At 73.2% G+C, this 24,737-nt stretch carries 26 protein-coding genes and 1 riboswitch; of the genes, 11 read left to right on the forward strand and 15 right to left on the reverse strand.

The window, feature by feature from the left end; translation table 11 throughout:
- Positions 1 to 58: 58 nt before the first annotated feature.
- The 4 genes from ACRAKI_RS29490 to ACRAKI_RS29505 form a co-directional block, all read right to left on the reverse strand.
- Positions 59 to 1,432 carry a cobyrinate a,c-diamide synthase gene (locus ACRAKI_RS29490; protein ID WP_447003751.1) on the reverse strand — a complete coding sequence of 458 codons (1,374 nt, stop codon included), beginning with the start codon at positions 1,430 to 1,432 and terminating at the stop codon, positions 59 to 61.
- Entirely contained in the window at positions 1,429 to 2,043 is a 615-nt protein-coding gene (gene cobO / locus ACRAKI_RS29495; RefSeq protein WP_447003752.1) for a cob(I)yrinic acid a,c-diamide adenosyltransferase, read from the reverse strand. The genes ACRAKI_RS29490 and cobO overlap by 4 nt, the downstream gene beginning before the upstream one ends.
- Positions 2,044 to 2,053: 10 nt before the next feature.
- The gene (locus ACRAKI_RS29500; protein ID WP_447003753.1) at positions 2,054 to 4,027 is read right to left on the reverse strand and encodes a putative cobaltochelatase; all 1,974 of its coding nucleotides are present in this window, start codon (positions 4,025 to 4,027) and stop codon (positions 2,054 to 2,056) included.
- Positions 4,028 to 4,084: 57 nt separating this feature from the next.
- Positions 4,085 to 4,156, reverse strand: a riboswitch (cobalamin riboswitch).
- 11 nt (positions 4,157 to 4,167) lie between these two features.
- Positions 4,168 to 5,424: a cytochrome P450 gene (locus ACRAKI_RS29505; protein WP_447003754.1), complete on the reverse strand. Its 1,257-nt coding sequence runs from the start codon at positions 5,422 to 5,424 to the stop codon at positions 4,168 to 4,170.
- 36 nt (positions 5,425 to 5,460) lie between these two features.
- Here ACRAKI_RS29505 and ACRAKI_RS29510 point away from each other — a divergent pair, with 36 nt between their 5' ends.
- Complete coding sequence (locus ACRAKI_RS29510) at positions 5,461 to 6,639, forward strand: 8-amino-7-oxononanoate synthase (protein WP_447003755.1); 1,179 nt, start codon at positions 5,461 to 5,463, stop codon at positions 6,637 to 6,639.
- Here ACRAKI_RS29510 and ACRAKI_RS29515 read toward each other — a convergent pair.
- Positions 6,593 to 7,051 carry a GNAT family N-acetyltransferase gene (locus tag ACRAKI_RS29515; protein ID WP_447003756.1) on the reverse strand — a complete coding sequence of 153 codons (459 nt, stop codon included), beginning with the start codon at positions 7,049 to 7,051 and terminating at the stop codon, positions 6,593 to 6,595. The genes ACRAKI_RS29510 and ACRAKI_RS29515 overlap by 47 nt on opposite strands.
- A 19-nt stretch (positions 7,052 to 7,070) precedes the next feature.
- Positions 7,071 to 7,793 (reverse strand): serine protease, encoded by a 723-nt coding sequence (locus ACRAKI_RS29520; RefSeq protein WP_447003757.1) that lies wholly within the window; start codon positions 7,791 to 7,793, stop codon positions 7,071 to 7,073.
- Positions 7,794 to 7,971: 178 nt separating this feature from the next.
- Here ACRAKI_RS29520 and ACRAKI_RS29525 point away from each other — a divergent pair, with 178 nt between their 5' ends.
- The gene (locus ACRAKI_RS29525; RefSeq protein WP_447003758.1) at positions 7,972 to 8,577 is read left to right on the forward strand and encodes a LysE family translocator; all 606 of its coding nucleotides are present in this window, start codon (positions 7,972 to 7,974) and stop codon (positions 8,575 to 8,577) included.
- A gap of 66 nt (positions 8,578 to 8,643) precedes the next feature.
- Here the strand turns inward: ACRAKI_RS29525 and ACRAKI_RS29530 are convergent, their stop codons facing one another.
- Positions 8,644 to 9,417, reverse strand: coding sequence for a S1 family peptidase (locus ACRAKI_RS29530; protein ID WP_447003759.1), 774 nt, complete (start codon positions 9,415 to 9,417; stop codon positions 8,644 to 8,646).
- Between the two features lie 71 nt (positions 9,418 to 9,488).
- Positions 9,489 to 10,511, reverse strand: coding sequence for a M48 family metallopeptidase (locus ACRAKI_RS29535; RefSeq protein WP_447003760.1), 1,023 nt, complete (start codon positions 10,509 to 10,511; stop codon positions 9,489 to 9,491).
- Positions 10,512 to 10,580: 69 nt separating this feature from the next.
- On the opposite strand from ACRAKI_RS29535, the gene ACRAKI_RS29540 reads away from it, so the two are divergent.
- Positions 10,581 to 11,510, forward strand: coding sequence for an alpha/beta hydrolase (locus tag ACRAKI_RS29540; protein WP_447003761.1), 930 nt, complete (start codon positions 10,581 to 10,583; stop codon positions 11,508 to 11,510).
- Between the two features lie 15 nt (positions 11,511 to 11,525).
- Here the strand turns inward: ACRAKI_RS29540 and ACRAKI_RS29545 are convergent, their stop codons facing one another.
- Together ACRAKI_RS29545 and ACRAKI_RS29550 are read right to left on the reverse strand one after the other, a co-directional pair.
- Positions 11,526 to 12,380 carry a serine hydrolase gene (locus ACRAKI_RS29545; protein ID WP_447003762.1) on the reverse strand — a complete coding sequence of 285 codons (855 nt, stop codon included), beginning with the start codon at positions 12,378 to 12,380 and terminating at the stop codon, positions 11,526 to 11,528.
- Positions 12,377 to 13,318 (reverse strand): LysR family transcriptional regulator, encoded by a 942-nt coding sequence (locus ACRAKI_RS29550; protein WP_447003763.1) that lies wholly within the window; start codon positions 13,316 to 13,318, stop codon positions 12,377 to 12,379. The genes ACRAKI_RS29545 and ACRAKI_RS29550 overlap by 4 nt, the downstream gene beginning before the upstream one ends.
- Positions 13,319 to 13,411: 93 nt before the next feature.
- Here ACRAKI_RS29550 and ACRAKI_RS29555 point away from each other — a divergent pair, with 93 nt between their 5' ends.
- Entirely contained in the window at positions 13,412 to 14,365 is a 954-nt protein-coding gene (locus tag ACRAKI_RS29555; protein ID WP_447003764.1) for an MBL fold metallo-hydrolase, read from the forward strand.
- A gap of 86 nt (positions 14,366 to 14,451) precedes the next feature.
- Positions 14,452 to 14,793 carry a hypothetical protein gene (locus ACRAKI_RS29560; protein WP_447003765.1) on the forward strand — a complete coding sequence of 114 codons (342 nt, stop codon included), beginning with the start codon at positions 14,452 to 14,454 and terminating at the stop codon, positions 14,791 to 14,793.
- 6 nt (positions 14,794 to 14,799) lie between these two features.
- Here the strand turns inward: ACRAKI_RS29560 and ACRAKI_RS29565 are convergent, their stop codons facing one another.
- The gene (locus ACRAKI_RS29565; protein ID WP_447003766.1) at positions 14,800 to 15,381 is read right to left on the reverse strand and encodes a TetR/AcrR family transcriptional regulator; all 582 of its coding nucleotides are present in this window, start codon (positions 15,379 to 15,381) and stop codon (positions 14,800 to 14,802) included.
- Positions 15,382 to 15,454: 73 nt separating this feature from the next.
- Between ACRAKI_RS29565 and ACRAKI_RS29570 the strand changes: the two genes are divergently transcribed.
- The 3 genes from ACRAKI_RS29570 to ACRAKI_RS29580 all read left to right on the forward strand — a co-directional run bounded on the left by ACRAKI_RS29570 (position 15,455) and on the right by ACRAKI_RS29580 (position 17,613).
- Complete coding sequence (locus ACRAKI_RS29570) at positions 15,455 to 16,102, forward strand: CatB-related O-acetyltransferase (protein ID WP_447008556.1); 648 nt, start codon at positions 15,455 to 15,457, stop codon at positions 16,100 to 16,102.
- Positions 16,103 to 16,150: 48 nt separating this feature from the next.
- Positions 16,151 to 16,357: a hypothetical protein gene (locus tag ACRAKI_RS29575; protein WP_447003767.1), complete on the forward strand. Its 207-nt coding sequence runs from the start codon at positions 16,151 to 16,153 to the stop codon at positions 16,355 to 16,357.
- A 182-nt stretch (positions 16,358 to 16,539) separates the two neighbouring features.
- Complete coding sequence (locus ACRAKI_RS29580; protein ID WP_447003768.1) at positions 16,540 to 17,613, forward strand: DUF2332 domain-containing protein; 1,074 nt, start codon at positions 16,540 to 16,542, stop codon at positions 17,611 to 17,613.
- Between the two features lie 152 nt (positions 17,614 to 17,765).
- Here ACRAKI_RS29580 and ACRAKI_RS29585 read toward each other — a convergent pair whose 3' ends face one another.
- Positions 17,766 to 18,131, reverse strand: a complete 366-nt coding sequence (locus ACRAKI_RS29585; protein WP_447003769.1) for a hypothetical protein — start codon at positions 18,129 to 18,131, stop codon at positions 17,766 to 17,768.
- 34 nt (positions 18,132 to 18,165) lie between these two features.
- On the opposite strand from ACRAKI_RS29585, the gene ACRAKI_RS29590 reads away from it, so the two are divergent.
- A complete protein-coding gene (locus ACRAKI_RS29590; protein WP_447003770.1) occupies positions 18,166 to 18,402 on the forward strand; it encodes a cytochrome P450 in 237 nt (78 codons plus the stop codon).
- 6 nt (positions 18,403 to 18,408) lie between these two features.
- On the opposite strand, the gene ACRAKI_RS29595 is transcribed toward ACRAKI_RS29590, so the two are convergent.
- A complete protein-coding gene (locus tag ACRAKI_RS29595; RefSeq protein ID WP_447003771.1) occupies positions 18,409 to 19,209 on the reverse strand; it encodes an SAM-dependent methyltransferase in 801 nt (266 codons plus the stop codon).
- 104 nt (positions 19,210 to 19,313) lie between these two features.
- Positions 19,314 to 19,802, reverse strand: a complete 489-nt coding sequence (locus ACRAKI_RS29600; RefSeq protein ID WP_447003772.1) for a hypothetical protein — start codon at positions 19,800 to 19,802, stop codon at positions 19,314 to 19,316.
- A gap of 127 nt (positions 19,803 to 19,929) precedes the next feature.
- Here ACRAKI_RS29600 and lon point away from each other — a divergent pair, with 127 nt between their 5' ends.
- Together lon and ACRAKI_RS29610 are read left to right on the forward strand one after the other, a co-directional pair.
- Complete coding sequence (gene lon, locus ACRAKI_RS29605) at positions 19,930 to 22,311, forward strand: endopeptidase La (RefSeq protein ID WP_447003773.1); 2,382 nt, start codon at positions 19,930 to 19,932, stop codon at positions 22,309 to 22,311.
- 139 nt (positions 22,312 to 22,450) lie between these two features.
- Positions 22,451 to 22,978: a hypothetical protein gene (locus ACRAKI_RS29610; RefSeq protein WP_447003774.1), complete on the forward strand. Its 528-nt coding sequence runs from the start codon at positions 22,451 to 22,453 to the stop codon at positions 22,976 to 22,978.
- Here the strand turns inward: ACRAKI_RS29610 and ACRAKI_RS29615 are convergent.
- The gene (locus ACRAKI_RS29615; protein ID WP_447003775.1) at positions 22,975 to 24,636 is read right to left on the reverse strand and encodes a PstS family phosphate ABC transporter substrate-binding protein; all 1,662 of its coding nucleotides are present in this window, start codon (positions 24,634 to 24,636) and stop codon (positions 22,975 to 22,977) included. The two genes, ACRAKI_RS29610 and ACRAKI_RS29615, sit on opposite strands and share 4 nt — an antisense overlap.
- Between the last annotated feature and the right edge of the window lie 101 nt (positions 24,637 to 24,737).

Consider the following 24,737-nt stretch of genomic DNA (forward strand, 5'->3'; position numbering starts at 1 on the left):
GCTCCCCACGACGTGTTCGGCTTGGTGGGCAAGGACCGTACCGCGCGAGCACGAACCCCTATCGAGTGGCCTCGAAGCGCACGGACTCGGTCGCGCAGGCCCGCACGAAGCGGGTCACGGCCTCCGGTGACGACGCCGGATGGGTGTGCAGGTACGACGCGTGCACGCGGCCGACCACGAATCCCTCGGCCACCGGGCGCAGGTCGTGGCCCCGCCACTGCCAGGCCGGACGCGCGCCGTGCGGGATGCTCAGCGCGGTGCGGTGGAACTCGTGCCCGGTGATCCGGGAGCCCGCGCGGGCCAGCACGGAGTCCTGCGGTGCGACGGCGTCGCGGTAGCCGAGCGTCAGGCGGGACGTCATCGCGCCGTCCGCGTCGACCACGCCGCACATCGGCACGCCGTCCAGGGACTTCGCCAGGTACAGCAGACCACCGCACTCCGCGTGCACGGGCGCGCCCGCGCGCGCGAGGGCCGTGACGGCGGCGCGCAGCTTGTCGTTCGCGGACAGCTCGGCGGCGTGCTGCTCGGGGAACCCGCCGGGCAGCACGAGACCGGCGGTCCCGTCCGGCAGGGCCTCGTCGCGCAGCGGGTCCACCACGACGACGTCCGCGCCCGCGGCGGCCAGCAGCTCCACCTGCTCCGCGTAGCCGAACGTGAAGGCGGCCCCGCCCGCGACGGCGATCGTCGGCGAGCCCGGCACCACGTCCACCTCGGCGTGCGGATCCCACGCCGCCACGGCCATGGCGGGCACTTCCGCGGCGAGCCGGCGCACCGCGCCCAGGTCGACGTGCTCGGCGACCGCGTCGGCGATGGCGTCCACGGCGGCGGTGGCGGCCGGTCCGTGCTCGGCGGCGGTGACCAGGCCCAGGTGCCGGGACGGGAGCGCGAACTTCGCGTCACGCGGCAGCACGCCGAGCACTTCCAGCCCGACCTCCGCGCACGCGCCGCGCAGCACCTGTTCGTGCCGGGCCGACCCCACCTGGTTCAGGATCACGCCGCCGAGCCGCACGGTCGGGTCGTAGCCGCGGAACCCGTGCAGCAGGGCGGCGAGGCTGCGGCTCTGGCCGCGGGCGTCGACCACGAACAGCACGGGCGCGGACAGCAGCTTGGCGACGTGCGCGGTGGACCCGATGCCCTCGGTGTCCACCCGCCCGTCGAACAGGCCCATCACACCTTCCACCACGGCCAGGTCGCAGCCGCGCGCGCCGTGCGCGAACATGCTCGCCACCCGGTGCTCGCCGACCATGACCGGGTCGAGGTTGCGGCCCGGTCGGCCGGTGGCCACCGAGTGGTAGCCGGGGTCGATGTAGTCGGGACCGACCTTGAACGGGGCGACCTTGTCGCCCGCCCGGCGCAGCGCCGCCATGAGACCAGTGGCCACGGTGGTCTTGCCGCTGCCCGACGCGGGCGCGGCGACCACCAGCCGGTTCACCACTCGATCCCCTTCTGCCCCTTCTGGCCCGCGTCCATCGGGTGCTTGACCTTGGTCATCTCCACCACCAGGTCGGCGGCGTCGACGAGCTCGTCGGGCGCGTGCCGGCCGGTGATGACGACGTGCTGGTGGCCGGGCCGGTTCCGCAGGGCCTCGACCACCTCGTCCACGTCCACCCAGCCCCAGTGCAGCGGGTAGGTGAACTCGTCCAGCACGTACATGCCGTGCCGCTCGGTGGCGAGGCGTCGGGCGATCTCCTGCCAGCCTTCGCGGGCGGCGGCGGCGTGGTCGTCCTCGGTGCCCTGCTTGCGGGTCCAGGACCAGCCCTCGCCCATCTTGTGCCACTCGACCGGGCCGCCTTCGCCGGTCTCCTCGTGCAGCCGTCCGAGCGCGCGGAAAGCCGACTCCTCGCCGACCTTCCACTTCGCCGACTTCACGAACTGGAAGACGCCGATGGACCAGCCCTGGTTCCACCCGCGCAGCGCGAGTCCGAAGGCGGCGGTCGACTTGCCCTTCATCTCGCCGGTGTGCAGCACGGTCAGCGGCCGGTTGCGGCGCTGCCGGGTGCTGAGGCCGTCGTTCGGGACGACGGACGGTTGACCCTGGGGCATTTCGACGCTCCTACGCGGCTCGTGCGGCGCGCACGACGCCGGCGACCTGGTCTGCGGACAGTTCTTCCAGGCGCAGGCACGCCGCCTCCAGCGCGCCGGCCACCCGTGCGGCCAGGCCGAGCCGGATCGGGCCGTGCTCGCAGTCGACCACGACGGACGCCACCCGGTCGGCCGCCAGCAGCCCGGCCGCGCGCACCGCGTCGCGCATCGGGTCGCCGCCCGCGCCGGTGGCCGTGGCGCGGCCGTCCGTGAGCAGCACCAGCAGCGCACGGCGGCGCGGGTCGCGGACGCGTTCGGTCTCCAGCACGCGGCGGGCGCGGAGCAGGCCGTCGGCCAGCGGGGTCCGGCCGCCGGTGCGCAGGTCGCGCAGCCGGGCCGCCGCCGCGTCCACGGAGTTCGTGGGCGGCAGGGCGACATGGGCCTCGCGGCCCCGGAACGTCACCACGCCGACCTTGTCCCGCCGCTGGTAGGCGTCACGCAGCAGGGAGATCACCGCGCCGGTCACCGCCGACATCCGCTGCCGCGCGGCCATGGAGCCGGACGCGTCGACCACGAACAGCACGAGGTTGCCCTCTTTGCCCTCGCGGACCGACAGCCGCAGGTCCGCGCCGCGCAGTTCGAGGCCGGAACCGGTGCGGCCCCGCGCGGCCTGGTGGGGCGCCGCCGCGGCGAGGGTGCCGAGCAGGTGCAGCCCAGAGCCGTCCACAGTGGACGATCGAACCACGCGGCCGGTGCGGGCACGGGCGCGCGAACGCTTGCCCGGTGCGCCCTCCCCCACGCCCGGGACCTGCAACAACCGGGCGCGGAACGCCGGGGCCGGGGCGTGCGACCGTTCGGCGGAACCGGGACCCGCACCGTCCGAAGTGGACTCCGGTGGCTCGCCGGGCAGCGAGGAGCCGCCACCGCCGTCGTCCGGGTCCTCGGGTCCTTCCGGGCCGTCCTCCGATCCCTCCGGGCCTCCCTCGGGCTCCTGGGCGGCGTCCGCGCCCTGCTGGAGGGCGTCGTTCAGCTGCTCCTCCTCCAGGCCCGGCTCGTCGAACGGGTCGCGGCGCTTGCGGTGCGGCAACGCCAGCCGGACGGCCGCCTCCACGTCCTCCTCGGCCACCTCCGGGGCGCCCCGCCACGCGGCGTGCGCGGTGGCGGTCCGGGCCACGACCAGGTCGGCGCGCATCCCGTCGACCTCGAACGCCGCGCAGATCCCGGCGATGCGGCGCAGTTCCGCGTCCGGCAGCGTCACGCCCTTCAGCCGGTCACGGGCGGCGACGATCCGCCGTGCCAGGTCCGCGTCCGCCTCGGCCCAGCGGGCGGCGAACCCCTCCGGGTCGGCCTCGTACGCCAACCGCCGCCGGACGACCTCGGTCCGGGTCGGCACGTCCCGCGAGGCCCGGACCGCGACCGTGAGGCCGAAGCGGTCCAGCAGCTGCGGGCGCAACTCGCCCTCCTCCGGGTTCATGGTGCCCACCAGGAGGAACGACGCGGCGTGCGACACGGACACGCCTTCGCGCTCGACGTGCGCGCGACCCATGGCGGCGGCGTCGAGCAGCAGGTCCACGAGGTGGTCGTGCAGCAGGTTCACCTCGTCCACGTACAGGACGCCCCGGTGCGCGGCGGCGAGCAGACCCGGCTGGTAGGCGCGGACGCCCTCGGTCAGCGCGCGCTCCAGGTCGAGGGAGCCGATCAGCCGGTCCTCGGTCGCGCCGACGGGAAGCTCGACCAGCCTGGCCGGGCGGCGTTCCGAGCCGTGGCCGTGCGGCCCGTCCGGGCAGTCGGCCGGCGCCTGCGGGTCGCAGCCGAACCGGCAACCCGGCACCACGTCCAGCTCGGGGAGCAGCGCGGCGAGCGCCCGGACCACGGTCGACTTCGCGGTCCCCTTCTCACCTCGGACGAGCACCCCGCCGATACCGGGGTGCACGGCGTTGAGCAGCAGAGCAGTGCGGAGGTCGTCATGTCCGACGACAGCGGAAAAGGGGAAACGCGCGCCCATGCGGCGGTGTCCTTCCTCGGGTGTCCACGCCCGTGTCCGGTCGACGAGTCGGGGGTCGAGTTCCTGACTCCCGGATCCCAAGGCCCGGTCACAGTGGCGGGACCGTGCCGGATTCGCACCGGCTTCCTCGCGCACCCCCTCTACAGCCTGGGCATCGTCGCACTTCGCCCGGCGTGCTCCAAGTCCCGGACCGGGGCGTCGGGGGCGAGCGTCGTCACAGTGGCCCCGGCCCGCTCCCCCAATCGGACCCGCACGCTCAACGGCGCGCGGAACGACAGCAGGCCCAGCATCGGCGGCGGTTCGGCCGAAGCGAGCCGGAGGTCCGGGAACCGGCGTGCGGTCTCCCGCACCACGACCTCCGCCTCCAACCGGGCCAGACCCGCGCCCAGGCAGAAGTGCCTGCCGTAGCCGAACGCCAGGTGCTTGCGGACGTTCGGCCGGGCGGGGCAGAACCGCTCGGGCTCCGGGAACACCTCCGGGTCCGAACCGCTGCCCGCCAGCATCAGCAGCAGCGGCGCGCCCGCCGGGAGGTCGACGCCGGAGAGCGTGACCGGTTCCGCCGCGATCCGCCGCCACGTGTTCACCGGCGCGTCCCGCCGCAGCACCTCTTCGACGCAGGCGGCGGCCACACCGGGCTCGTCGAGCCGCGACCAGACGTCGCCGTGGCGCAGGACCGCGTGGAACGCCGCGCTCAGCAGCTGGGTCGTCGTCTCCTGGCCCGCGATCAGCAGGAAGTAGCAGAGGCCGGCCGCGTCCCGGATCGGCACGCCCGCCGCCCGCAACGCGCCGAACAGGTCGTCACCGGCCAGGTCGGCGGCCTTGATCCGCGAGGTCAGCCACTGGTGGAACGCGGCGGCCGGCTTGGCAAGCTCGTACTGCCGCTCGACCGTGACGTCACCCCAGAACAGCTCCAACGACGCCGTGCTCCACGCCTTGAGCGCGTCCACGTCCACGTCGTCGATGCCCATGACCTCCATCAGCACGATCGCCGGCAGGTCGCGCGCCAGCACCGGGTGGAGGTCGACCTCGCCGCCGCTCAACCGGTCCAGCCGCTCCGCCGTCAGCCGGGCGATCCGCGGCCCCATCGCCGCGACCCTGGCGGGCGTGAGGAACCGGGCGACGAGTCGCCGCAGGTCACCGTGGGTTTCGGTGCCGTTGTTGGCCAGCGTGGGCGGCAGCGAGAACCCGGCGCGGGCGAGCACCCGCAGCACCGGGCGCGGGATCGGGGTCACCGCGGTCAGCGCGTTGTCCGGGTGGAACCGGCCCGGGTCGGCCAGCACCGCGCGCACGTCGTCGTAGCGGCTGACCACCCACAACCCGGTGCGCTCGTCCCGGTGGACCGGCGCGCTGTCCCGCAGCGAGCGCAGGTCGGCCGGCCCGGCCTGGAAGAGGTCCACGCCGGCACGGTAGCCGCCGGATGCGACACTGCCGGCGTGAGTGTGCGCACAGGTGAGTCGGTGTTCGACTGGATCGACACGCGTGCCGAAGCCCGCGCGAAAGCCGGTCTGGCCCGCCGGGTCCGGCCCCGCCCGGCCGACTCGACCGACCTCGACCTGGCGTCGAACGACTACCTCGGCCTGGCCCGCGACAAGCGGGTGACCGGCGCCGCCGCCGCGGCCACCCTGCGCTGGGGCGCGGGCTCCACCGGATCACGCCTGGTCACCGGGTCCACCGAGCTGCACACCGAACTGGAGTACGAGCTCGCGAACTTCTGCGGCGCGCAGTCCGCGCTGGTGTTCTCGTCCGGCTACCTGGCGAACCTGGCCGCCCTCACCGCGCTGTCCGGGCCGGGCACCGCGATCGTGGCCGACCAGCACATCCACGCCTCCCTGATCGACGGCACGAAGCTGTCCAAGGCCGACGTGGTCGTCGCCGGGCACTGCGATGTCCCGCAGGTGACGCACGCCCTCGCCACCCGGGGCAAGCGGCGGGCGCTGGTGGTGACCGACTCGGTGTTCTCCGTGGACGGCGACCTCGCGCCCCTCGCCGCGCTGGCCGCCGCGTGCCGCGAGCACGACTCGGCGCTGGTCGTGGACGACGCGCACGGCCTCGGCGTCGTCGGCGACGGCGGGCGCGGCGCGGTGCACGCGGCGGGCCTGGCCAAGGCGCCCGACGTGGTGACGACCGTGACGCTGTCCAAGTCGCTCGGCGCGCAGGGCGGCGCGGTGCTCGGCTCCGGCCGGGTGATCCGGCACCTGGTCGACACCGCGCGCCCGTTCATCTTCGACACCGGGCTCGCACCGGCCAGCGTGGCGGCGTCACTGGCGGCGTTGAGGATCCTGAGGGAGGAGCCGGAGCGCCCCGCGCGTGCCCTGGAGGTGGCGCAGGACCTGGCGTTCCGGTTGGAGGAGAAGGGTTTCCTGGTCAGCACGCCGACCGCGGCCGTCGTGTCGATCCAGGCGCCCTCGCCCGAGGCGGCGCTCGCCTGGTCGGAGGCGTGCCGCACCCAGGGCGTGGTCGTCGGCTGCTTCCGGCCGCCCTCGGTGCCCGACCGGATCTCCCGGCTGCGGCTGACCGCGCGGGCCGACCTGTCCGACGCCGACGTCGAGCGCGCCGTGCGGGTGATCACGGCGACCGGCGCATCCGCAGGTGCGGTATCCCGTCTTCCATGAACTCCGCGCCCTGCGGGTCGAAGCCGAACGAGCCGTAGAAGTCGGCCAGGCAGGTCTGCGCGTCCAGCACGCACCCCGCCTGCCCCACTTCGGCCAGCGCCGCCTCCATCAGACGACAGCTGTAGCCGCGGCCCCGGGCGGCGCGGGCCGTGCAGACCCGGCCGATCCGGTAGCCGCCCGCTGGTTCCTCCAGCAGGCGCAGGTAGGCCTCGGGCACGGCTGAGCCTTCGGGCTCCAGCCAGAAGTGCCGGGTGCCGGGCTCCAGGTCACGGCCGTCCAGCTCCGGGTAGGGGCAGTTCTGCTCCACCACGAACACCTCGCCGCGCAGCTTGAGCACGGCGTAGAGCTGCGCGGGCGTGAGGTCGGCCGACCACTGCCGGCGCAGCGTCGCCGGGTACGGGTGTGAGCGCACCCGCTGCGGTACCACGGTCTCAGATTCGGTCGAGGTACCGGCTCAGCCGGGTGTACACGCCGGGCTGGTCCGGGCGGGCGCAGCCACGACCGTAGGAGACGACGCCGACGAGTTCGCCCGCGACCGTGAGCGGGCCGCCGGAGTCGCCCGCGCAGGCGTCCTTGCCGCCCTCCGGGTAACCGGCGCAGAGCATCCCGCCCGGCCGGTAGCCGGGGACGTCCGCGACGCACTCGTCGTCGGTGCGGATCGGCACGTCGACCTCGTGCAGCGTCCGGCTCGGCGCGCTCAGCTCACCGGTCCGGCCCCAGCCGTAGACGGTCGCCGGTCCCGGGGTGGCGTCGGCGATCCGGATCGGCCGGTACGGCAGCGGGTCGGCCAGGGTGAGCGTCGCCACGTCGTGGCCGGCGGACACGTCGGTGTACTCGGGGTGCCGCCACACGGCGGCGACCCCGACCGCCCGACCGGCGCCGCTGTCCAGGTCGGCGCGGCCGGCGACGGCGGTCACGTCGGCCGGGAGGCGGTCGCGGACGCCGAGGGCGGTCTGCTCCACGACGCAGTGCGCGGCGGTGACGACCTTGTCCGGGCCGATCAGCGCGCCGCCGCAGAAGAAGTCGCCCGCCGCGTCGAACAACGCCACGGTCCACGGTGCGGGCCGAGCCTCCTGCCCGCCCACGATCGCGTCCGCGGGCAGCGCGGACAGGACCAGCACGAGAACGGCGAAGACCGGCGCGCTGATGCGCATGGAGCACCTCTCTACGGCGAGTGGCTGAAACGGCACCGAACGTAGCGGACCGGCTTCGGGCGCGACAGCCGGGTATCGCAACCGGAAAATCTGTTGTTAGGATGCGCTGTAGCCGAAGATTCGACGGTTTGTGGGGCAGATCACGGGGATCTGTCCGGAACATGAGGGAGGTTTTCCAATGCACCTGGACTTCACGCAGCTGCCGCCGTTCCTGATCGCGTGCGCGGTGGTCGTGCTGACCCCGGGCGTGGACGCCTTCCTCCTGCTGCGCACCTCCATGCGGTCGGGCACCCGGTCCGGGCTGCTGGCGCTGGCCGGCATCCACACCGCCGCCTTCATCCAGGTGGCACTGGTGATCTCCGGCCTCGGCGTGGTGATCGCCCGCTACCCCGCGGTGCTGACCGGGCTGCGCTGGATCGGCGCCGCGTACCTGCTCTACCTGGCCGTGTCGATCACCCGCGGGCTGCTGCGGCGCTCGGCCGGCGCGCCGGTCGCCGCCCCGCCCCGGCCGTTCCGGCAGGGGTTCCTGACCAACATCACCAACCCGAAGATGCTGCTGTTCTCGCTGGCGTTCCTGCCGCAGTTCATCGGCAGCGGCGACCCGGTGCACCAACTCGGGATGCTGGCCGCCGTGTTCCTCGGACTGGCCGCGCTGTGGGAGCTGACCATCGTGGTGGCCGCGTCGCGCGTCGCCGGATCACTGCGCCGCCCCGGCGTGACCACCGTGCTGGACGCGGTCTGCGCGGCGGTGTTCCTGACCATGTCGGTCGGACTGGTGCTCTGAGCCGACCGGCCCCGAGACCGGGCGTGCGGGCCCCCGAGGCCCGGGGGTCCGCACGCCTGCCCGGCGTCACGCGGCCAACTGCTCCTTGAGCGCGTCCGCGTAGGTGGAGATCTTGGTGTAGACGCCCGGCCTGTTCCGCCGGGCGCAGCCCTCACCCCAAGAGGTGATGCCGATCAGCTTCTCGCCGGCCACCAGCGGGCCGCCCGAGTCACCCTGGCACGTGTCCACGCCACCCTCCGGAAAACCAGCGCACGTCATCTCGGCCGGGTCGAACTGGAGGTACACCCGCGCGCAGTCGGCGTCCGCCACCAGCGGCACGGTGGCACCCATCAGGTAGCGGGACGCCGCACCCTGCTCGCTCGTCCGCCCCCAGCCCAGCACCCGGACGCGCGTGTCCGGCGCGTAGAGCGCTTCGTCCCGAGGACCCGCCAGCGGCAGCGGCCGTTCCCCCACCGCTTCCCGCAACGTCAGCACCGCGACGTCCGCGCCCTGGTCCGCGGTCAGGTACTCCGAGTGCACCCAGATGTCGGTCAACCGGACGACCCGGCCCTGACTGCTGGTCTTGTCCTCGCGGCCCACCACGACCCGCGTGCTCCGCAACGTCCTGCCGACCACGCAGTGGGCGGCGGTGACCACCTTGGTCGGTGCGACCAGCGTGCCGCCGCAGAACTGGAAGCCGCCGGAGTCCGCCAGGTACACCACCCACGGGTGGTCCACGATGGACACCCGCTCACCACCCACCACACGGTCGTTCACCACCCGGCTCTCCACGGTGTCCTCCGCCGTGGCGGTGCCCGCGAGAGCCATCAACATCGTCATCAACAACGCGGCAAGTCGCATCGCCCCTCCTCCTGATCAAAAGCGTCAGGAGGAGATTAGCCAGAAAGGACCATCCCACTGGGCCAACAGGCCTAGTCCGCCCCGGTGAACTTCCCGCGCACCTTGCCCGCCGCACCCGACAGCACGTCGCCGAACTCGTTGAACACCTTCATCAGCGGGTCCTCGGACTGGGCCGCCGACTCCTTGTAGGACCGGGCCGCCGACTTGATGTCCTCGGTGAACGAGCTCGTCGGCCGGTCGTCCTCGCGGCGCGTGTACTCGCCCGTCAGGATGGCGCGGTACTCCTCGCCCGCCGCCCACCGCTGGAGCTCCGCGGCGCGGATCACGGCCAGCGGGTGGGTCAGCGGCCACGTCCGGATGAGCTTGAGCACGCTGTCCCGCACGTCCTCGACCTGCTCGTACTCCTTGGCCTGCTTCAGGAACTCGGTGGTGTCCACCTGGCCGAGGTCCATGCCGCCCGCCATCGCCACGTGCACGCGCAGCGCGGCGGCCGGGTCCTGCACGCACAGCAGGCCGGCGCGGTCGCACGTCAGCTCCGTCTTGCGGTACCACTCGCACAGCGCCGCGATGACCGCGCGGATCGCCCAGTAGCCGACGGGCATCCAGCCCAGGCCGTACTGCAGCTGCATGAGCCGCTGGAGGATCGTCTGGTAGAGCGCGTGGCCGGACAGCACGTGGCCCATCTCGTGGCCGATGGCGAACCGCAGGCCGTCCGCGTCCAGCAGTTCGACCAGGCCCGTGGTGAGCACGATGAACGGCTTGTCGATGCCCAGCGTCATGGCGTTCGGCACCGGGTCGCGCTTGACGAAGAGCTCCGGCACCGGGTCGACGTCCAGCGTCGCCGCCGTCTCCAGCCGGAGCCGGTCCAGCTCCGGGTACTGCTTCGGACCCACCCTGACGCTCGACGCCAGGTAACCCAGGCGCTCACCCCGTTCGGTGAACGCGCCCGCCACCGCCTGCAACACCGGGCCGATGCCCGGCACCGCGCGCAAGACCGCCAACGCCCCCCGGTCGACCGGGTGCTCGTACGCCCGCGGGCTGATGCCGGGGAAGCGGACCCGAGCGGTCGACCGTTCGATCTCCTCGCTGCTCATCACTCCACAGTGCCACGACCCGGTACCGGCCTCTCCCCGAACGGACGAATCGGCGTGCACACTGGCCCGGTGAACGCAGACGTGCTCGGCGCCGACTACGAAACCCGCACCCTGCCCCTGGGCGGCGACACGACCGCCACCCTGGTCAGCCGGCGCGCGCGCCCCGCCGACCGGGGCGCGGTGCTGTACGTGCACGGTTTCGCGGACTACTTCTTCCAGCGGCACGTCGCCGAGCACTTCACCGCGCGCGGTTTCGACTTCTACGCCATCGACCTGCGCGCGTACGGGCGGTCGCTGCGGCCCGGACAGGTGGCGAACTACGTGACCGACCTGACCGAGCACTTCGAGGAGATCGACGCGGCGGTGCGGGTGATCCGCGAGGAGGACGGCCACCGGCGGCTCGTGGTGATCGGCCACTCGACGGGCGGGCTGATCACGAGCCTGTGGGCGCACGAGCGGCGGTCGGACGACGTGCTCGACGCGTTGGTGCTCAACAGCCCGTGGCTGGACCTGGCCGAGCCGTGGTTGCTGCGGACCGTGGGGACGGCGTTGATCCGCGGTGTCGGCCGGTTCGCGCCGCGGCTCGTGCTGAAGCCGGGCATGGGCCCGGTGTACGGCGAGAGCATCCACCGCGACCACCAGGGCGAGTGGGACTTCGACACGACGTGGAAGCCGATCGAGGCGTTCCCGATCCACGCCGGGTGGCTGCGCGCGATCCGCCGCGCCCACGCCCGGCTCCACCGCGGGTTGGACGTGCAGGCGCCCGTGCTGCTGCTCCGGTCCGAACGCAGCCTGCTGCACGCGAAGCGGTGGACGCCGGAGACCATGACGGCGGACACGGTGCTGGACGTGGAGCACATGGTGCGGTGGGGGCCGAGGATCGGGCGGCGGGTGACGATCGTGCCGGTCGACGGCGGGATGCACGACCTGTTCCTGTCCGCGGAGCCGGTGCGGCTGCGGGCCTTGGCCGAGGTGGAAGAATTCCTGGACCAGCTCTGACCCGCCCGCCACGCGTCACGGGTGGCGCAGGTGCTCGACCGCCAGCCGCGCCGCCGTCCCGATGACCGCGTCCGCCGCCGGCAGCGTGAACGCCGTGCTCGCGCTGCGGGTGAACACCGCCACCGCGTAGCGCCCGCCGTCCGGGTACTCGACCACGCCGATCTCGTTGCGCACGGTCGGCAGCGTGCCGGTCTTGCCCGCCACCCGCACGTCGTCGAACGGGAACCCGGACGCCAGTCGGTGCGGCCACACCTGCAACGCCATGACCCGCCGGATCGGCGCGCACCCGTCGTGCCGCCACACGTGCCGCAGCAGGGTGGTCAGGTCGCGCGGTGTGCCGCGGTTGGTCTGGGTCGGGTCGAGGGCGCGGAGTCGTGACAGCACAACGGGATCGGTCAGCGCGCGGGGCAGTTCGGCGGGTGCGGCGTCCTCGGCCATGGTGCGGGTGAAGTCCCGGGCCCGGTGGACCACCGAGGTCCTTTCCAGGGTCAGCTCGCGGAGGGTGCGGTTCACCTCCTCCAGGCCGACCAGGTCGACCAGGGCGTCCGCGGCGGCGTTGTCGGACACGGTGACGGCGAGGTAGGCCAGGTCGCGCAGCGACACCGTGACCGGGTCGAGCATGCCGCCGACGCCCGTGGGGCCGGTGCTGCGGTCCTGGTCGAGGGTGATCCGGCGGGTCAGGTCCAGGCCGCTGTGGTGCAGTGCGACGACGAGCGGGATCTTGAACACGCTCGCCAGCACCACCGGGTCGTCCGCGCCCACGGACACCTCGCGTTCGGGCCGGTCGAGGTCGACGGCGTGCAGGCGTCCGGTGACCCCGGCGTCGGCGAACGCGGCGCGCACCTTGGCGGCGGCTCGTGCGGCGGTCATGCCAGGTACTCCGCGGCCGGGCGCGGGTAGCGCGGCAACGTGCCCTCGGCGTGGCGCATCCCCTGTGCGGTGAGGACTTCGGTGACGGCGTCGGCGAACGCGATCACAGCGGGTGTCTGCCGTCCACGCGGCCACGCGGCCGATGTCCGCCACAGCAGCGGGGTGCCGCGCAACGGCCGCCACACCGCGTCCGCCGGCGGTGCGACACCGTCGTGCAACGCCACCGCGCCGCCCGCCAGCACCAGGCCCAGCCCGAACTCCGGGTTGCCCGCCTGGTGCACCTCGGCGGGCGTGTAGCCGTGGCGGGCGCACGTGGTCAGCACCTCGTCGTGCAGCGCGGGTGCGGTGGCGCGCGGGAACAGCACCAGCGCCAGGCCGTTCAGGTCGGCCAGCCGGACGTCCGCGGCGGCGGTCAGCGGGTGGTCGGGGGGCAGCAGGACGCCGAGCGGGCTGGTCAGCACCGGTCCCAGGCTCAGCCACGACACGTCGAACGGGAACCGCAGCACACCGACGTCGAGGCTCCGGTCGGCGAGCGCGCGCAACTGCTCGGCGGTGCCGATCTCCTTCACCTTCAGCTCCACGGGGCTGCGGCGGCGGAACGCGGGCAGCAGCGCGGCCACCGCCCGTCCACCCAGGTCCGGCGGCACGCCCGCGCGCAGCGACCCGGCTTCGCCGTTGCGGAAGCGGCCGGCCAGCGCGCGCAGCCGGTCCTCCCCCGCCAGCATGCCGCGGGCCTCGGTGAGGATCCGGCGCCCGGCGTCGGTGAGCGCGACGTGCCGGGCGTCGCGGTCGAACAGCCGGACGCCGAGTTCCCGTTCCAGGCGCTGGATGCTCTGCGACAGCGGCGGCTGGGACATGTGCAGCCGGGCCGCGGCACGCCCGAAGTGCAGCTCCTCGGCCACCGCCAGGAAGTACCGCAGGTGCCGCAGCAGGTCCACGAGCAGCGATGATAGTGGTTCGGCTATCGCTGCCAGGGTGATATCGGACTTGGACACGTGCCGTGCGCCGCTGGTCTTGTTGGTGGCATGTGCGTGAGCAGACGACAGGTGTTGACGGGTTCGGCGGCCCTCGCGGTGGCGGGCGTCGGACTGCCGGCGTTCGCGTCGGAGGTCCCGGCGCCCGAGTCGGCGGTGCCGGCGTTCGCGTCGGGGCGCAGCGGGGTGAGCCTGCGCTGGTTGGGCGTCGCGGGGTGGGAGTTGCTGTTCGACGGGCGGCGGGTGCTGATCGACCCGTACCTGAGCCGGCTGCCGGTGTTCGACGAGGAGGGGAGGTTCATCGCCGACCACCCGTTGGCGGTTCGGAAGGAGTTGGTGGACCTGCACCTGGGCGCGCGGCCGGAGTTGGTCCTGGCGACGCACGGGCACTACGACCACCTGCTGGAGATTCCGTACGTGGTGGAGAAGCACGGTTCGCGGGTGATCGGCACCGAGACGCACCGGCACCTGTTGACGGCGCAGGGCGTGCCCGCGGACGACGTGGTCGTGGCGTCCGGTGGTGAGCACCTGGACTTCCACGGGTTCACCCTGCAGGTGTTCCGGAGCCTGCACAGCCAGTTCGGCTCGTACGGGTACTTCGCCCCCGGCTCCCTGACCGCGCCGCCGCCACCGCCGGCGACGATCAGCGACCTGGTGGAGGGTGGCTCGCTGGCGTACATGATCACCGTGCGGGGCTTCTCGATCCTGTTCCTGTCGGGTACGGCGAACTACGTCGAGCGCGAGGTCACGGGCTTGCGACCGGATGTCCTGGTGCTCGGCATGAGCGGCCACGCCAACGTTCACGAGTACACCGCGCGGGCGTTGCGGGCGACCCGGCCCAAGCTGCTCCTGCCCAGCCACCACGACGACATGGTGACGCAGTTGGACGACCCGGCGTTGCCCACGCGCGGAAACCCGGCCGCTGCGGCCGAACTGGCGGAGACCGCGCGGCGGATCGGGCTCGCGGCACGGGTGCTGGACCCGGAGATCCTGCACTGGTACGAGCTGTAGTTCCGCTCCTGGAGAAACCCGGATGCGCTCTTCACGGTGACGGCACAGATCCCCGGCACCTGATCGGCCGACGACTGGAGCGCGTGGTGGCGGCCTGGTACCGGCCGGTCTCGGAGGCTCCGATCGGCCCGCTGGACGTGTGGCTGGGCGACAGCGGGGGAGGCTGGACCCACATCACAACCGGTTCGGACTGGTGCCTGACCGCGGAGGCGTCGCCCCCTCACTCGGACTACGACATGCAGGAGTCGTGCCAGGTCGAGGTGAGGCCGGTGACCGATGGGACGCCGTTCGCCCGCCACCTCGGGGAGGTGGTCCTGGCCGTTCGGGAAGAGCATCACCCGCACGCCGGGCGGCAGGCCCTCGACATCGTGTTCACCTCGGGGCGTGTCCGGTGCCAGAGCTTCGAGGGGGATCTCCTGCTGTCTTGAGGTGGCTCAGAGGAGGCCGGCGCGGGCGGCGGCGAGGGCGGCTCGGGCGGCGCGTTCGGCGGTGGCCCGGTCCACGGGTTCGCCGGAGATGAAGATCCGGTAGTGGAGGGGGGCGCAGGTGAGGCGGATCAGTTCCACCGGATCGGTGTGCGGGGGCAGTTCGCCGCGTTCCACCGCCCTGGTCACCACCCTTGCCGCCGCGGTCTGGCGGGCTGCGTAGAAGGCCTGCTTCGCCCGCAGTGCGCGGGTGGAGTGGAGGGCGGCGGCGACGATCGCCATCGGCACGCGCCGGCGTTCGGGGTCGGTGAAGGTGTCGGCGACCTCGGTGGCGATGGCGATCAGGTCGCCCTCGACCGTGCCGGTGTCGGGCACCGGCCAGTCGGCCTCCCGGGTGTGGTCGAGGGCGTCGGCGATCAGCACGTCGACGGTGCCCCACCGGCGGTACACGGTGGTCTTGTGGACTCCCGCGCGGTCGGCGACGTTCTCCACCGTCATGGCCGGGTAGCCGCGGTGGACCAGTTCGGCGTGCACGGCGTCGAGCACGGCTTCCCGGACACGGGCCGAGCGGCCACCAGGTCTTGCCGTCACAATGCGACTCCAGTTGCGTTAGTGCGGTCAGTCGTGCCACCCCAACGCAACACGGATCGCGTTAGGAGCCCTGCTGTTGATCCCCGACCCCACCGTCCTCCACCCGCTGCCGCACGCCGACCGCGTCGTCCAGCTCAAGCCGTTGGTGACGTCGCCGACGATCGAGGTCGGGGAGTACACGTACTACGACGACCCGGAGCACGCGCTGGAGTTCGAGACCCGCAACGTCCTCTACGGGTACGGCACGGAGAAGCTGGTCATCGGCAAGTTCTGCGCGCTGGCGACCGGCACCAGGTTCATCATGGCCGGCGCGAACCACCTCACCACCGGCGTGTCGACGTTCCCCTTCACGATCTTCGGCGGCACGTGGGCCGAGCAGACCCTGGACCTGATCACCGGCATGGAGACGCGCGGTGACACGGTCGTCGGCAACGACGTCTGGTTCGGCTACGACTCGCTCGTGATGCCCGGTGTGATGATCGGGGACGGCGCGATCATCGCGACCGGCGCCGTGGTGACGTCCGACGTGCCGCCCTACACGGTGGTGGGCGGCAACCCCGCCAAGCCGGTGAAGCAGCGCTACGCCGACGAGGACGTCGCCCGCCTGCTGCGCGCCAAGTGGTGGGACTGGCCGGTCGAACTGCTCACCGAGCACGTCCGCACGATCATGTCCGGCACCCCCGCCGACATCGAGCGCATCGCGCACTCCCGGCGGCTGTGAGGTGGACAACCGATTGGTCCGGAGCCAGGCGGCGGTGGCAGCGAGACCATGGGGCCGGGAGGTTCGCCATGGCCGAGCACTACCGGGCCGGGACAGGGCGGGTTCCGGAAGCTCAAGGAGGTCATCGACTGGTTCACCACGCCACCGGACACCGACCCGAACGCGCGTGAGATCGGGCTCACGCCGGACGCGCTGGGCGCCGTGCCCCGCGACCCGTTCGACGGCGAGCCACCCGTCGACCCGGACTGCGCCTGACCCCGCCGGAGTGATCCAGCCGGTGTGGCGCCACCGGTCGCGTTCCTGGCAGGGCCGGCGACGGTGAGGGCTGCCGATGGCGAGGGCGGGGGTTCCCGATGTCCAGGGCCGGCGATGGCCTGGGCCGCCGTTGTCTAGAATTCTCGGGATGCCGAGGCCGACCGCAGGAAAACGCCGCGCCCGTGGGTAGAGCCCGCACCCTCGCCCAGGTGTACCGGCACTTCGCCGAGGTCGACGCCGCCGGCACGTCGCCGCTGTACGAGCGCGTCGCCGTCGCCCTGAGCGAGTCCGACGAGGCACTGCGGGCCGTCGAGGCGGCACCGGCGCGCAAGCGGCACCCCGCGGTGATCCTCGCCGCGCTGCACGACCTCGCCCTCGCCGGACGTGCCCCGGAGCTCGCCGCCGCCTATGCCGCCGGGGATGGCGACGCCGCCGCCGGCGCGGCGATCGGCACGCTGCTGCGGATGACCGACGCGGTGGTGGCCACCGCCGTGCGGCGGCAGACGCGGACCAACGAGACCGGACGCTGCGCCGTGCTGTACCCCGCCATCGCCGAGGCGGCGCACCGGGTGGGCGCGACGGCGGTCGGGCTGATCGACGTGGGGTGTTCGGCGGGGCTCAACCTCAACGTCGACCGCGTCGCCATCACGTACGGCAGCAGGCGATCGCTGGGCGACCCGTCGTCCCCCGTGCGGCTGTCGGCTTCGATCGTGGGAGACCTGCCCGTCCCGACGCGGGCCATGCCGGAGGTCGTCGCCCGGGTCGGCGTCGACCTCGAACCGCTCGACGTGACCGACCCGGATGACGCCCGGTGGTTGCGCGCCTGCCTGTGGCCCGACCAGCCGGACCGGCCGGAGCGGGTCGGGAGGCTCGACGCGGAGATGGCGTTGGCGGCGACGGACCCCCCGCTGCTGCTGCGAGGTGACGCCGTCGAGGTGCTGCCCGACGCCTTCGCCCGGGTGCCGGCGGACGCCCTGCCGGTCGTCACCACGACGTGGGCGCTGTCGCGGTTCTCGCTCGAGAACCGCTTGCGCTTCCTGCACCGCCTGGACGAGGCGGCGGCCGGGCGGGCGGTGGCGTGGGTGTCGGCGGAGGGTGTCGGTGTCGCGCCGACGATCCCGACCCTCGGCGATCGCCGCGCCTCCGGCCACAGCATCATCGGCCTGACCGTGTTCGACGGGTCGACCCTGCGCGCCGAGGCCATCGGCCGCACCTGGTCACAGGGCCGCCTGCTGTCGTGGTTCGCGGACTCCTAGGCTCGATCGGCTCGGCCAGCGTGCGGATCACCACGTCGTCCACCGTCACGGCGGCGGCGCCGATGTGTGGCTGCCGGGTTCGGCCGGGTCGCCGCCGGGCCAGCGCGTCGATCGTGGCCCGCCGACCGGCCGCGCGCCGCACCACCCGCAGTTCAGCGGCCATCGAGCCACGCCCGGACGTCGAAGTACAGCGCGGAGTCGTCGCGCCGGCTGACCGTGCCGCACTCCGGGCAGCCCGGTACCGGCAGCACCTGGTTGACGGTGGTCTCCCACGTCGGCAGGTACAGGGCGAGCACCTTGCCCGCCGTGAACGCCGGGCCGGTGTGCGCGTCGTTGACCACCTCCAGCGCCAGGTACGACGTGAGGAGACCGGTCAACGCCGGCAGCAACGGCATCCGACCGCCGGACACCGCGGCGGCGGCCGCCAGCGCGCGCTGGTAGCGCAGGTAGGCGTCCGCCCCGGCAGGAACGTCGGACCGACGTGCAGGAACGGCCCGTCGACGGCGCCGTGGACCCACGGCGCCGTCGAGGACGCCAAACCACGACCCGTCGGTGTTCCCCGACGCCGACCGGCTCGACGTGACGCGCGAGGACTGCCGGCACCTGTCGTCCGGCCCCGGCCGGCACCACTGCTTCGGCGCGCACCTGGCCCGGATGGAGCTGCGGGTCGCGCTGGGAGCGCTGGTGCGCCGCTTCCCCGACCTGCGCCTCGCCGTGCCCCCGGACGAGCTGCGCCACCGCCCCGGCGTCAAGTTCCGCGAGCTGGAGGCCCTTCCGGTGCGCCGGTGAGCGGCCCTACGCCTTGCGCCCCACCCCGGCGTACGCGTTGATGAAGGCGTCCTCCGAGTCCCGCCGCCAGTCCGACAGCGGCACGACACCGGGTTCCACGACGTCCAGCCCGGCGAAGAAGGCGGCGACCTCGGCACCCGAGCGCAGCACCAGCGGGCTGTCGGTGCGCTGGTAGATGGCGTTCACCTTCTCGCCGCTCTTCTGCTCCTCCTGCGACACGCCGTCCCAGCTGCCGTGCGAGATGGCCACGAAGCTCCCGGGCGCCAGCGCGTCGCGGTACCGGGCGATCGCCCGGTGCGGCTCGTCCGCGTCCGGCACGAAGTGCAGCACGGCGACCATGAGCAGGCCGATGGGCCGGTCGAAGTCGAGCATCGCGTGGACTTGTTCGTTGCCCAGCACGGAGTCCGGGTCGCGCAGGTCGGCCTGGATGGCCGTGGCGAGCGGGTTGCCCGCGAGCAGCGCGGTGCTGTGGGCGACCGCGACGGGTTCCACGTCGGCGTACACGACCCGCGCGTCCGGGTTGGACTGCTGGGCGATCTCGTGCACGTTGCCCACGGTCGGGATGCCCGACCCGAGGTCCAGGAACTGGTCGATGCCCTGGGACAGCAGGTACCGCACGGCGCGGCGGAGGAACGAGCGGTTGGCCCGTGCCGCGCCGGACATGCCGGGGAAGATCTGCTCGACCGACTTGGCCGCCTCGCGGTCCACCGCGAAGTTGTGCGACCCGCCCAGGAAGTAGTCGTACATCCGGGCCGCGCTCGGCCGGTCCAGGTCCACGGATGACGGAACCCAGCTCGCCTGCTCCATGCGCACACATCTCCTCGTCAGTCGACTGCGTGATCGTTCCGGCGACGCGCACGCGGCGCAACCACCGAATGGACTCCCGTGCCCGGCTCACGGCCGCGCGGACGTCAGCGGGGTGGCCACAAGCCGTCCGCCGGGCACTCCTCCACCTCCGGCTCGTCCGCCGGCGGGACGAACGGCTCGATCCTCGTGGCCGCCGGGTACAGGGTGCGGAAGTCGGCGGCCAGCGCGGTCACGTCCACGCCCGCTTCCGGCAGCACCTGCGCCACCGCGGGCATGATCTCCACCCTGGCGAGCTCCGCCTTCTCCGGCTGCTCGGCGTACGCCTCCTGGAAGAAGGCGAAAGCCTCTTCCTTGGTCTGCGTGTACACGCCGCGGAGCCGGTCCGTGGACGCCAGGGCGGCGACACCGGCGCGCATGTCGTCGTCCGTCTTGAAGTACACCACCACGTGGTCATCGCACAGCATGTGGTCGCCCCGCGGCTCGACGATCGTCGACGTGACCGGCCCGGCCTGCGGCGACGACTCCTGGGCCGTGCACGCCGTCGACAAGAACATCGCCACCAGAACGCCGACCGCGCTCCACCGCTTCTTCATGGGCCGAATGCTGACATCCGGCACGGGGCCGAAACGGAACGGGGGTGCTCGCTCAGGGCGAACACCATCCGGAAACAATCCCGCGCTCACCTTGGTTGAGCCAAGCAGACTCAACTTTGGAGGGATCATGGGCGAGACGTTGGCGCTGCCGGTGCTGCCGCTGGACGACGTGGTCGTGCTGCCGGGCATGGTCGTGCCGATCCGCCTCAGCGGCTCGGACGCCACCGCCGAGGCCCGCGCCGCGATCGAGGCCGCGACGGCCGCCGGTGAGGCGGCCGGAGGTGGGACCCCGGGCGGTCGGTCGCAGGTGCTGCTGGTGCCCCGGCTCGACGGCAAGTACGCGAAGGTCGGCACGCTGGCCGTGATCGAGCAGGTCGGCCGGCTGTCCGGCGGCGAGCGCGCGGCCGTGGTGCGCGGCACGGAGCGGGTCCGCATCGGCACCGGCACGACCGGGCCGGGCGCGGCGCTGTGGGTGGAGGCGACGGTGGCGGACGAGCCGCCGGCGGACGACCACACCCGTGAGCTGGCCCGCGAGTACCGGGCGCTGGTCACCACGATCCTCCAGCAGCGCGGCGCGTGGCAGGTGGTCGACTCGGTGCAGCAGGTGGACGACCCGTCCGCGCTGGCCGACCTCGCCGGGTACGCCTCGTACCTGGGCGAGGACCGGAAAATCTGGCTGCTGGAGACCAGCGACGTCACGCAGCGGCTGGAGAAGCTGCTGGAGTGGGGCCGCGAGTACCTGACCGAGCTGGACGTGGCCGAGACGATCCGCAAGGACGTCAAGGAGGGTGTGGAGAACCAGCAGCGGGAGTTCCTGCTGCGCCGGCAGCTGGCCGCGATCCGCAAGGAGCTGGCCGAGCTGGACGGCAAGCCCGCCACCGAGGAGCAGGACTACCGGGCCCGGGTCGAGGGCGCGGACCTGCCGGAGAACGTGCGCAAGGCGGCGCTGGCCGAGGTCGACAAGCTGGAGCGGACGTCCGAGCAGTCGCCCGAGGTCGGCTGGATCAGGACGTGGCTGGACACGGTGCTGGAGCTGCCGTGGAACGAGCGCACCGAGGAGTCGTACGACATCGCGGGCGCGCGGGCCGTGCTGGACGCCGACCACGCCGGCCTGGACGACGTGAAGGAGCGCATCACCGAGTACCTGGCGGTGCGGCGCCGGCGGGCCGACCGGGGCCTCGGTGTCGTGGGCGGACGGCGTTCCGGCGCGGTGCTCGCGCTGGTCGGGCCGCCCGGCGTGGGCAAGACGTCGCTCGGCGAGTCGGTCGCGCGGGCCATGGGCCGCGAGTTCGTCCGGGTCGCGCTGGGCGGTGTGCGGGACGAGGCGGAGATCCGCGGCCACCGGCGCACGTACGTCGGCGCGCTGCCCGGCCGGATCGTGCGGGCCATCTCCGAGGCCGGTTCGATGAACCCGGTGGTGCTGCTGGACGAGATCGACAAGGTCGGCGCGGACTACCGGGGCGACCCGACCGCGGCGCTGCTGGAGGTGCTCGACCCGGCGCAGAACCACACGTTCCGCGACCACTACCTGGAGGTCGAGCTGGACCTGTCGGACGTGGTGTTCCTGGCCACGGCCAACGTGCTGGAGTCCATCCCCGGCCCGCTGCTGGACCGGATGGAACTGGTCCGGCTGGACGGGTACACCGAGGACGAGAAGGTCGTCATCGGCCGCGACCACCTGCTGCCGCGCCAGGTCGAACGGGCGGGCCTCACCTCCGACGACGTCACGGTGACCGAGGAGTCGTTGCGGAAGCTGGCGGGCGAGTACACGCGGGAGGCGGGCGTGCGGCAGTTGGAGCGCTCGCTGGCACGGGTCCTGCGGAAGGTGACGGCGCGGGTCGCGCTGGGCGAGGCCGAGTTGCCGGTGACGGTGGACGTGCCGGACCTGCGCGGCTACCTGGGCTCGCCCAAGCACACGCCCGAATCGGCCGAGCGGACGTCGGTGCCGGGCGTGGCGACGGGCCTGGCGGTCACCGGCGCGGGCGGTGACGTGCTGTTCGTGGAGGCGTCGCTGGCCTCGTCGGGCACGGGGGCGGCCGGCGTCACGCTGACCGGCCAGCTCGGTGACGTGATGAAGGAGTCGGCGCAGATCGCGTTGTCGTACCTGCGGTCCAACGACGACCGCGCCGAGGCGTTGGCGGAGCGCGGCGTGCACATCCACGTGCCGGCGGGCGCGGTGCCGAAGGACGGGCCGTCGGCGGGCGTGACCATGACGACGGCGTTGGCGTCGCTGCTGTCCGGGCGTCCCGTGCGGGCGGACGTGGCGATGACCGGCGAGGTGTCGCTGACCGGGCGGGTCCTGCCGATCGGCGGGGTCAAGCAGAAGCTGCTGGCCGCGCACCGGGCGGGCATCACGACCGTGCTGCTGCCGCGGCGCAACGAGCCCGACCTGGACGAGGTGCCGGCGTCGGTGCTGGCGGAGCTGACCGTGCACCTGGTCGGCGACGTGCGCGAGGTGCTGGAGCTGGCGTTGGAACCGGCCGAGGCGACCGCCGCCGTGGCCGCCTGACGTCCGCGGGCGGAGCCCTCGGACGACCACGTGCCGGCCGAGGGCTCTGCCGTTGGGCCGATCGGGCGACGTCGGAAACGGATCGGTCCGGCCGGGCGACAGGGGGACCATGAGCCGCCGGACCGCAGGGAACAACGAGATGAAGCCGCAGCGCGCCGGAGCGCCCCCGGAAGCCGCCGTCCTGGCGGCCGGTGTCGTGGGGCTGATCCTCACCATCGCCCTGGGGCCCGGCGGGTTCGTCCTGGGCTCGATCCTGGTCGTGGTGGTGGCTTTCGTCCTGGTCAAGCGGCACAAGGCGAAAGCGGCCGAGCCGACCCCCGTCGCGGCGGCGGCCGGACCCAGGACGTTGCCGGCGGAGCACTCGGTCACCGTGACCGGCGAGGAGCGGTACCAGGACGTGCTGGCCCTGCTGGCGCCCACGCCGCCCCGGAACGTCGTCGCCGAACTCCGGGAGTGCGTGATCGCCAGGGGCGCGCACCAGGGCGAGACCACCCTCGAAGTGCTGGTGAACGGGCGGCCGGTCGGTCGCCTCACGCACGCGATGGGCCGCCGCTACGGCCACGCCGTGGAGGAGTGGCGGGCCCGCACCGGGCAGGCGCTGTGCGAGGCCGTCGTCACCCACGAAGGCACCCGGGGCTTCCAGATCACCGTGCGCCTGCCCCGCTAGCGCAGGTTGCACAGGTCCAGCGGCGCGCCGTCGGCCGTCAGGCACGGCAGGTACCCGGCGTCCTTCATCCGCACGCGCGCGCCGTCGTGCTCGCGCACGTACGCGAGGAAGCGACCGGCCAACGAGTCCGCCGCCGGCTCCGACCGCGCGTACAGGTACTCCACCGTCCAGAACGGGTAGCCCGCCTCCACGCCCACCGCCGCGTCGAACACCTTGCCGTCCAACGACAACGCGGTCAGCGCGTTCGTCTTGCGCGCCTCCGCCACGGACGGCGCGTCGGCGTACCCGATCGCGCCCTCCACCGACCCGATCTCCCGCACCACGTCGGCGTTCTCGTCGCGCTCGCACCGGATCACCGGCGCGTCCGGCGCGCGGTCCTTCGCGCGGCAGTCGTTGGAGGACAACGCGCTCTCGCTCGTGCCCAGTACCCGGCGCTCGAACAGCTCCCGCGTCCCCGACTCGCCGCCCCGGCCGACGATCCGGATGGGCAGCGGCGCACCTCCGCGCAACTGGCTCCAGTCCGTGTAGGCGCCCGCGTAGATGCCGCGCAGCTGGTCCACCGTGACGGTGTCCAGCCCGACCGAGCTGTGCACGACCACGTGGTACACCACGATCGCGAGCTGCTGCGTGAACACGCCCTCGACGTCCTGCTTGCCGTCCGACAGCGCCACCGTGCGCTCCTTGCCGCCGACGACGTCGCGCACGCCCTGGATGCTGCCGGTCGCGGACGTGGTGACGGTCGCGTCGGGGCACGCCTGCTCGTACTGGTCGGCGATGGCGGCCATGGTCGGCATGAACACGCTCGACCCCTCCACCCGCAGCGTGCCCGACGCGCACGCCACCGTCGCGTCGGTCGAGTCCAACGGCCACGCCAGCACCAGCACCAGGACGGCCGCGAGCAGCGCGGCGAGGCCACCGGTCAGCCGAGGCAGGGTGAGCCGCCGTTCCGGGCGCTCGTCGTGCACGATGCCCGCGCCGGCGAGGTCGCCGACGACCTTCACGTCCTTGCCCAGCTCGCCCGTCCGGTTGCCGTCCGGCTCGCGCAGCACCACCAGCAGCTTGAACTTCTGCTTGCGCCGCAACGTCAGGTTCTCCAGCCGCACGCCGTGCCACACCGGCTCGCCCGGCGGGTCCGCGGCCACCGCCAGCCCACCCCACCGGGCCACCGCCTGCGCCATCCGCGCCCGCACCGTCGGCAGTGACGCCCGCGCGGAAGCCGGTTCCTTCGAGCCGGGTTCCCGGGGGTCGGCATCGGTGCCGAAGAACTGGAGGCTGCGCCGGACCTCGTCCTTCAGCTCGTCCGACCCGGCCTCGGACACCCTGGCGTTCCACACGATCCGGTCGCCGAAGGTGAACGTCAGCGGCTTGGCGAAGTCCTCGCCGTCGATGTCGTAGGTGCCCGTGTTGCGGATCCGGACCACCACGATGCTCATCCGGTCCAGCACCCGCACCAGCTCGCGCAACTGCGGCGAGTTCGGATCGGTGCCGTCGTGCAGCTGGTCCGGCCCGAGACCGATCTTGGAGTTGTAGAGCACGCGGAACCCGAGCCGCTTGCGGCGCACGAAGAGCCGGTCGATGACCGGTGCCGCGAACAGCAAGCCGATCGCGAGCAGCACCGGGCCCGGTCCACCGAGGAAGTCCAACGCGGATCTCAGCACCTGCACACCGAATTCTCGATCGGCGGACCGCCCGCGGATCGGGTGGGCACCGGACGTTCACCACGACTTCACGCCGTGGCAAGGCGGTCCGGGGAGGCGTC

It is taken from the genome of Saccharothrix isguenensis (assembly GCF_052936305.1).

What these genes read in the sequence shown, in the direction of transcription:
- ACRAKI_RS29610 (WP_447003774.1), top strand. Translation starts at nt 22,451, where the DNA reads ATGAAGCCGCAGCGCGCCGGAGCGCCCCCGGAAGCCGCCGTCCTGGCG.
- ACRAKI_RS29535 (WP_447003760.1), bottom strand. Translation starts at nt 10,511, where the DNA reads ATGAGCAGCGAGGAGATCGAACGGTCGACCGCTCGGGTCCGCTTCCCC.
- ACRAKI_RS29575 (WP_447003767.1), top strand. Translation starts at nt 16,151, where the DNA reads ATGGGGCCGGGAGGTTCGCCATGGCCGAGCACTACCGGGCCGGGACAG.
- ACRAKI_RS29530 (WP_447003759.1), bottom strand. Translation starts at nt 9,417, where the DNA reads ATGCGACTTGCCGCGTTGTTGATGACGATGTTGATGGCTCTCGCGGGC.
- ACRAKI_RS29520 (WP_447003757.1), bottom strand. Translation starts at nt 7,793, where the DNA reads ATGCGCATCAGCGCGCCGGTCTTCGCCGTTCTCGTGCTGGTCCTGTCC.
- lon (WP_447003773.1), top strand. Translation starts at nt 19,930, where the DNA reads ATGGGCGAGACGTTGGCGCTGCCGGTGCTGCCGCTGGACGACGTGGTC.
- ACRAKI_RS29595 (WP_447003771.1), bottom strand. Translation starts at nt 19,209, where the DNA reads ATGGAGCAGGCGAGCTGGGTTCCGTCATCCGTGGACCTGGACCGGCCG.
- cobO (WP_447003752.1), bottom strand. Translation starts at nt 2,043, where the DNA reads ATGCCCCAGGGTCAACCGTCCGTCGTCCCGAACGACGGCCTCAGCACC.
- ACRAKI_RS29525 (WP_447003758.1), top strand. Translation starts at nt 7,972, where the DNA reads ATGCACCTGGACTTCACGCAGCTGCCGCCGTTCCTGATCGCGTGCGCG.
- ACRAKI_RS29545 (WP_447003762.1), bottom strand. Translation starts at nt 12,380, where the DNA reads ATGACCGCCGCACGAGCCGCCGCCAAGGTGCGCGCCGCGTTCGCCGAC.
- ACRAKI_RS29600 (WP_447003772.1), bottom strand. Translation starts at nt 19,802, where the DNA reads ATGAAGAAGCGGTGGAGCGCGGTCGGCGTTCTGGTGGCGATGTTCTTG.
- ACRAKI_RS29500 (WP_447003753.1), bottom strand. Translation starts at nt 4,027, where the DNA reads ATGGGCGCGCGTTTCCCCTTTTCCGCTGTCGTCGGACATGACGACCTC.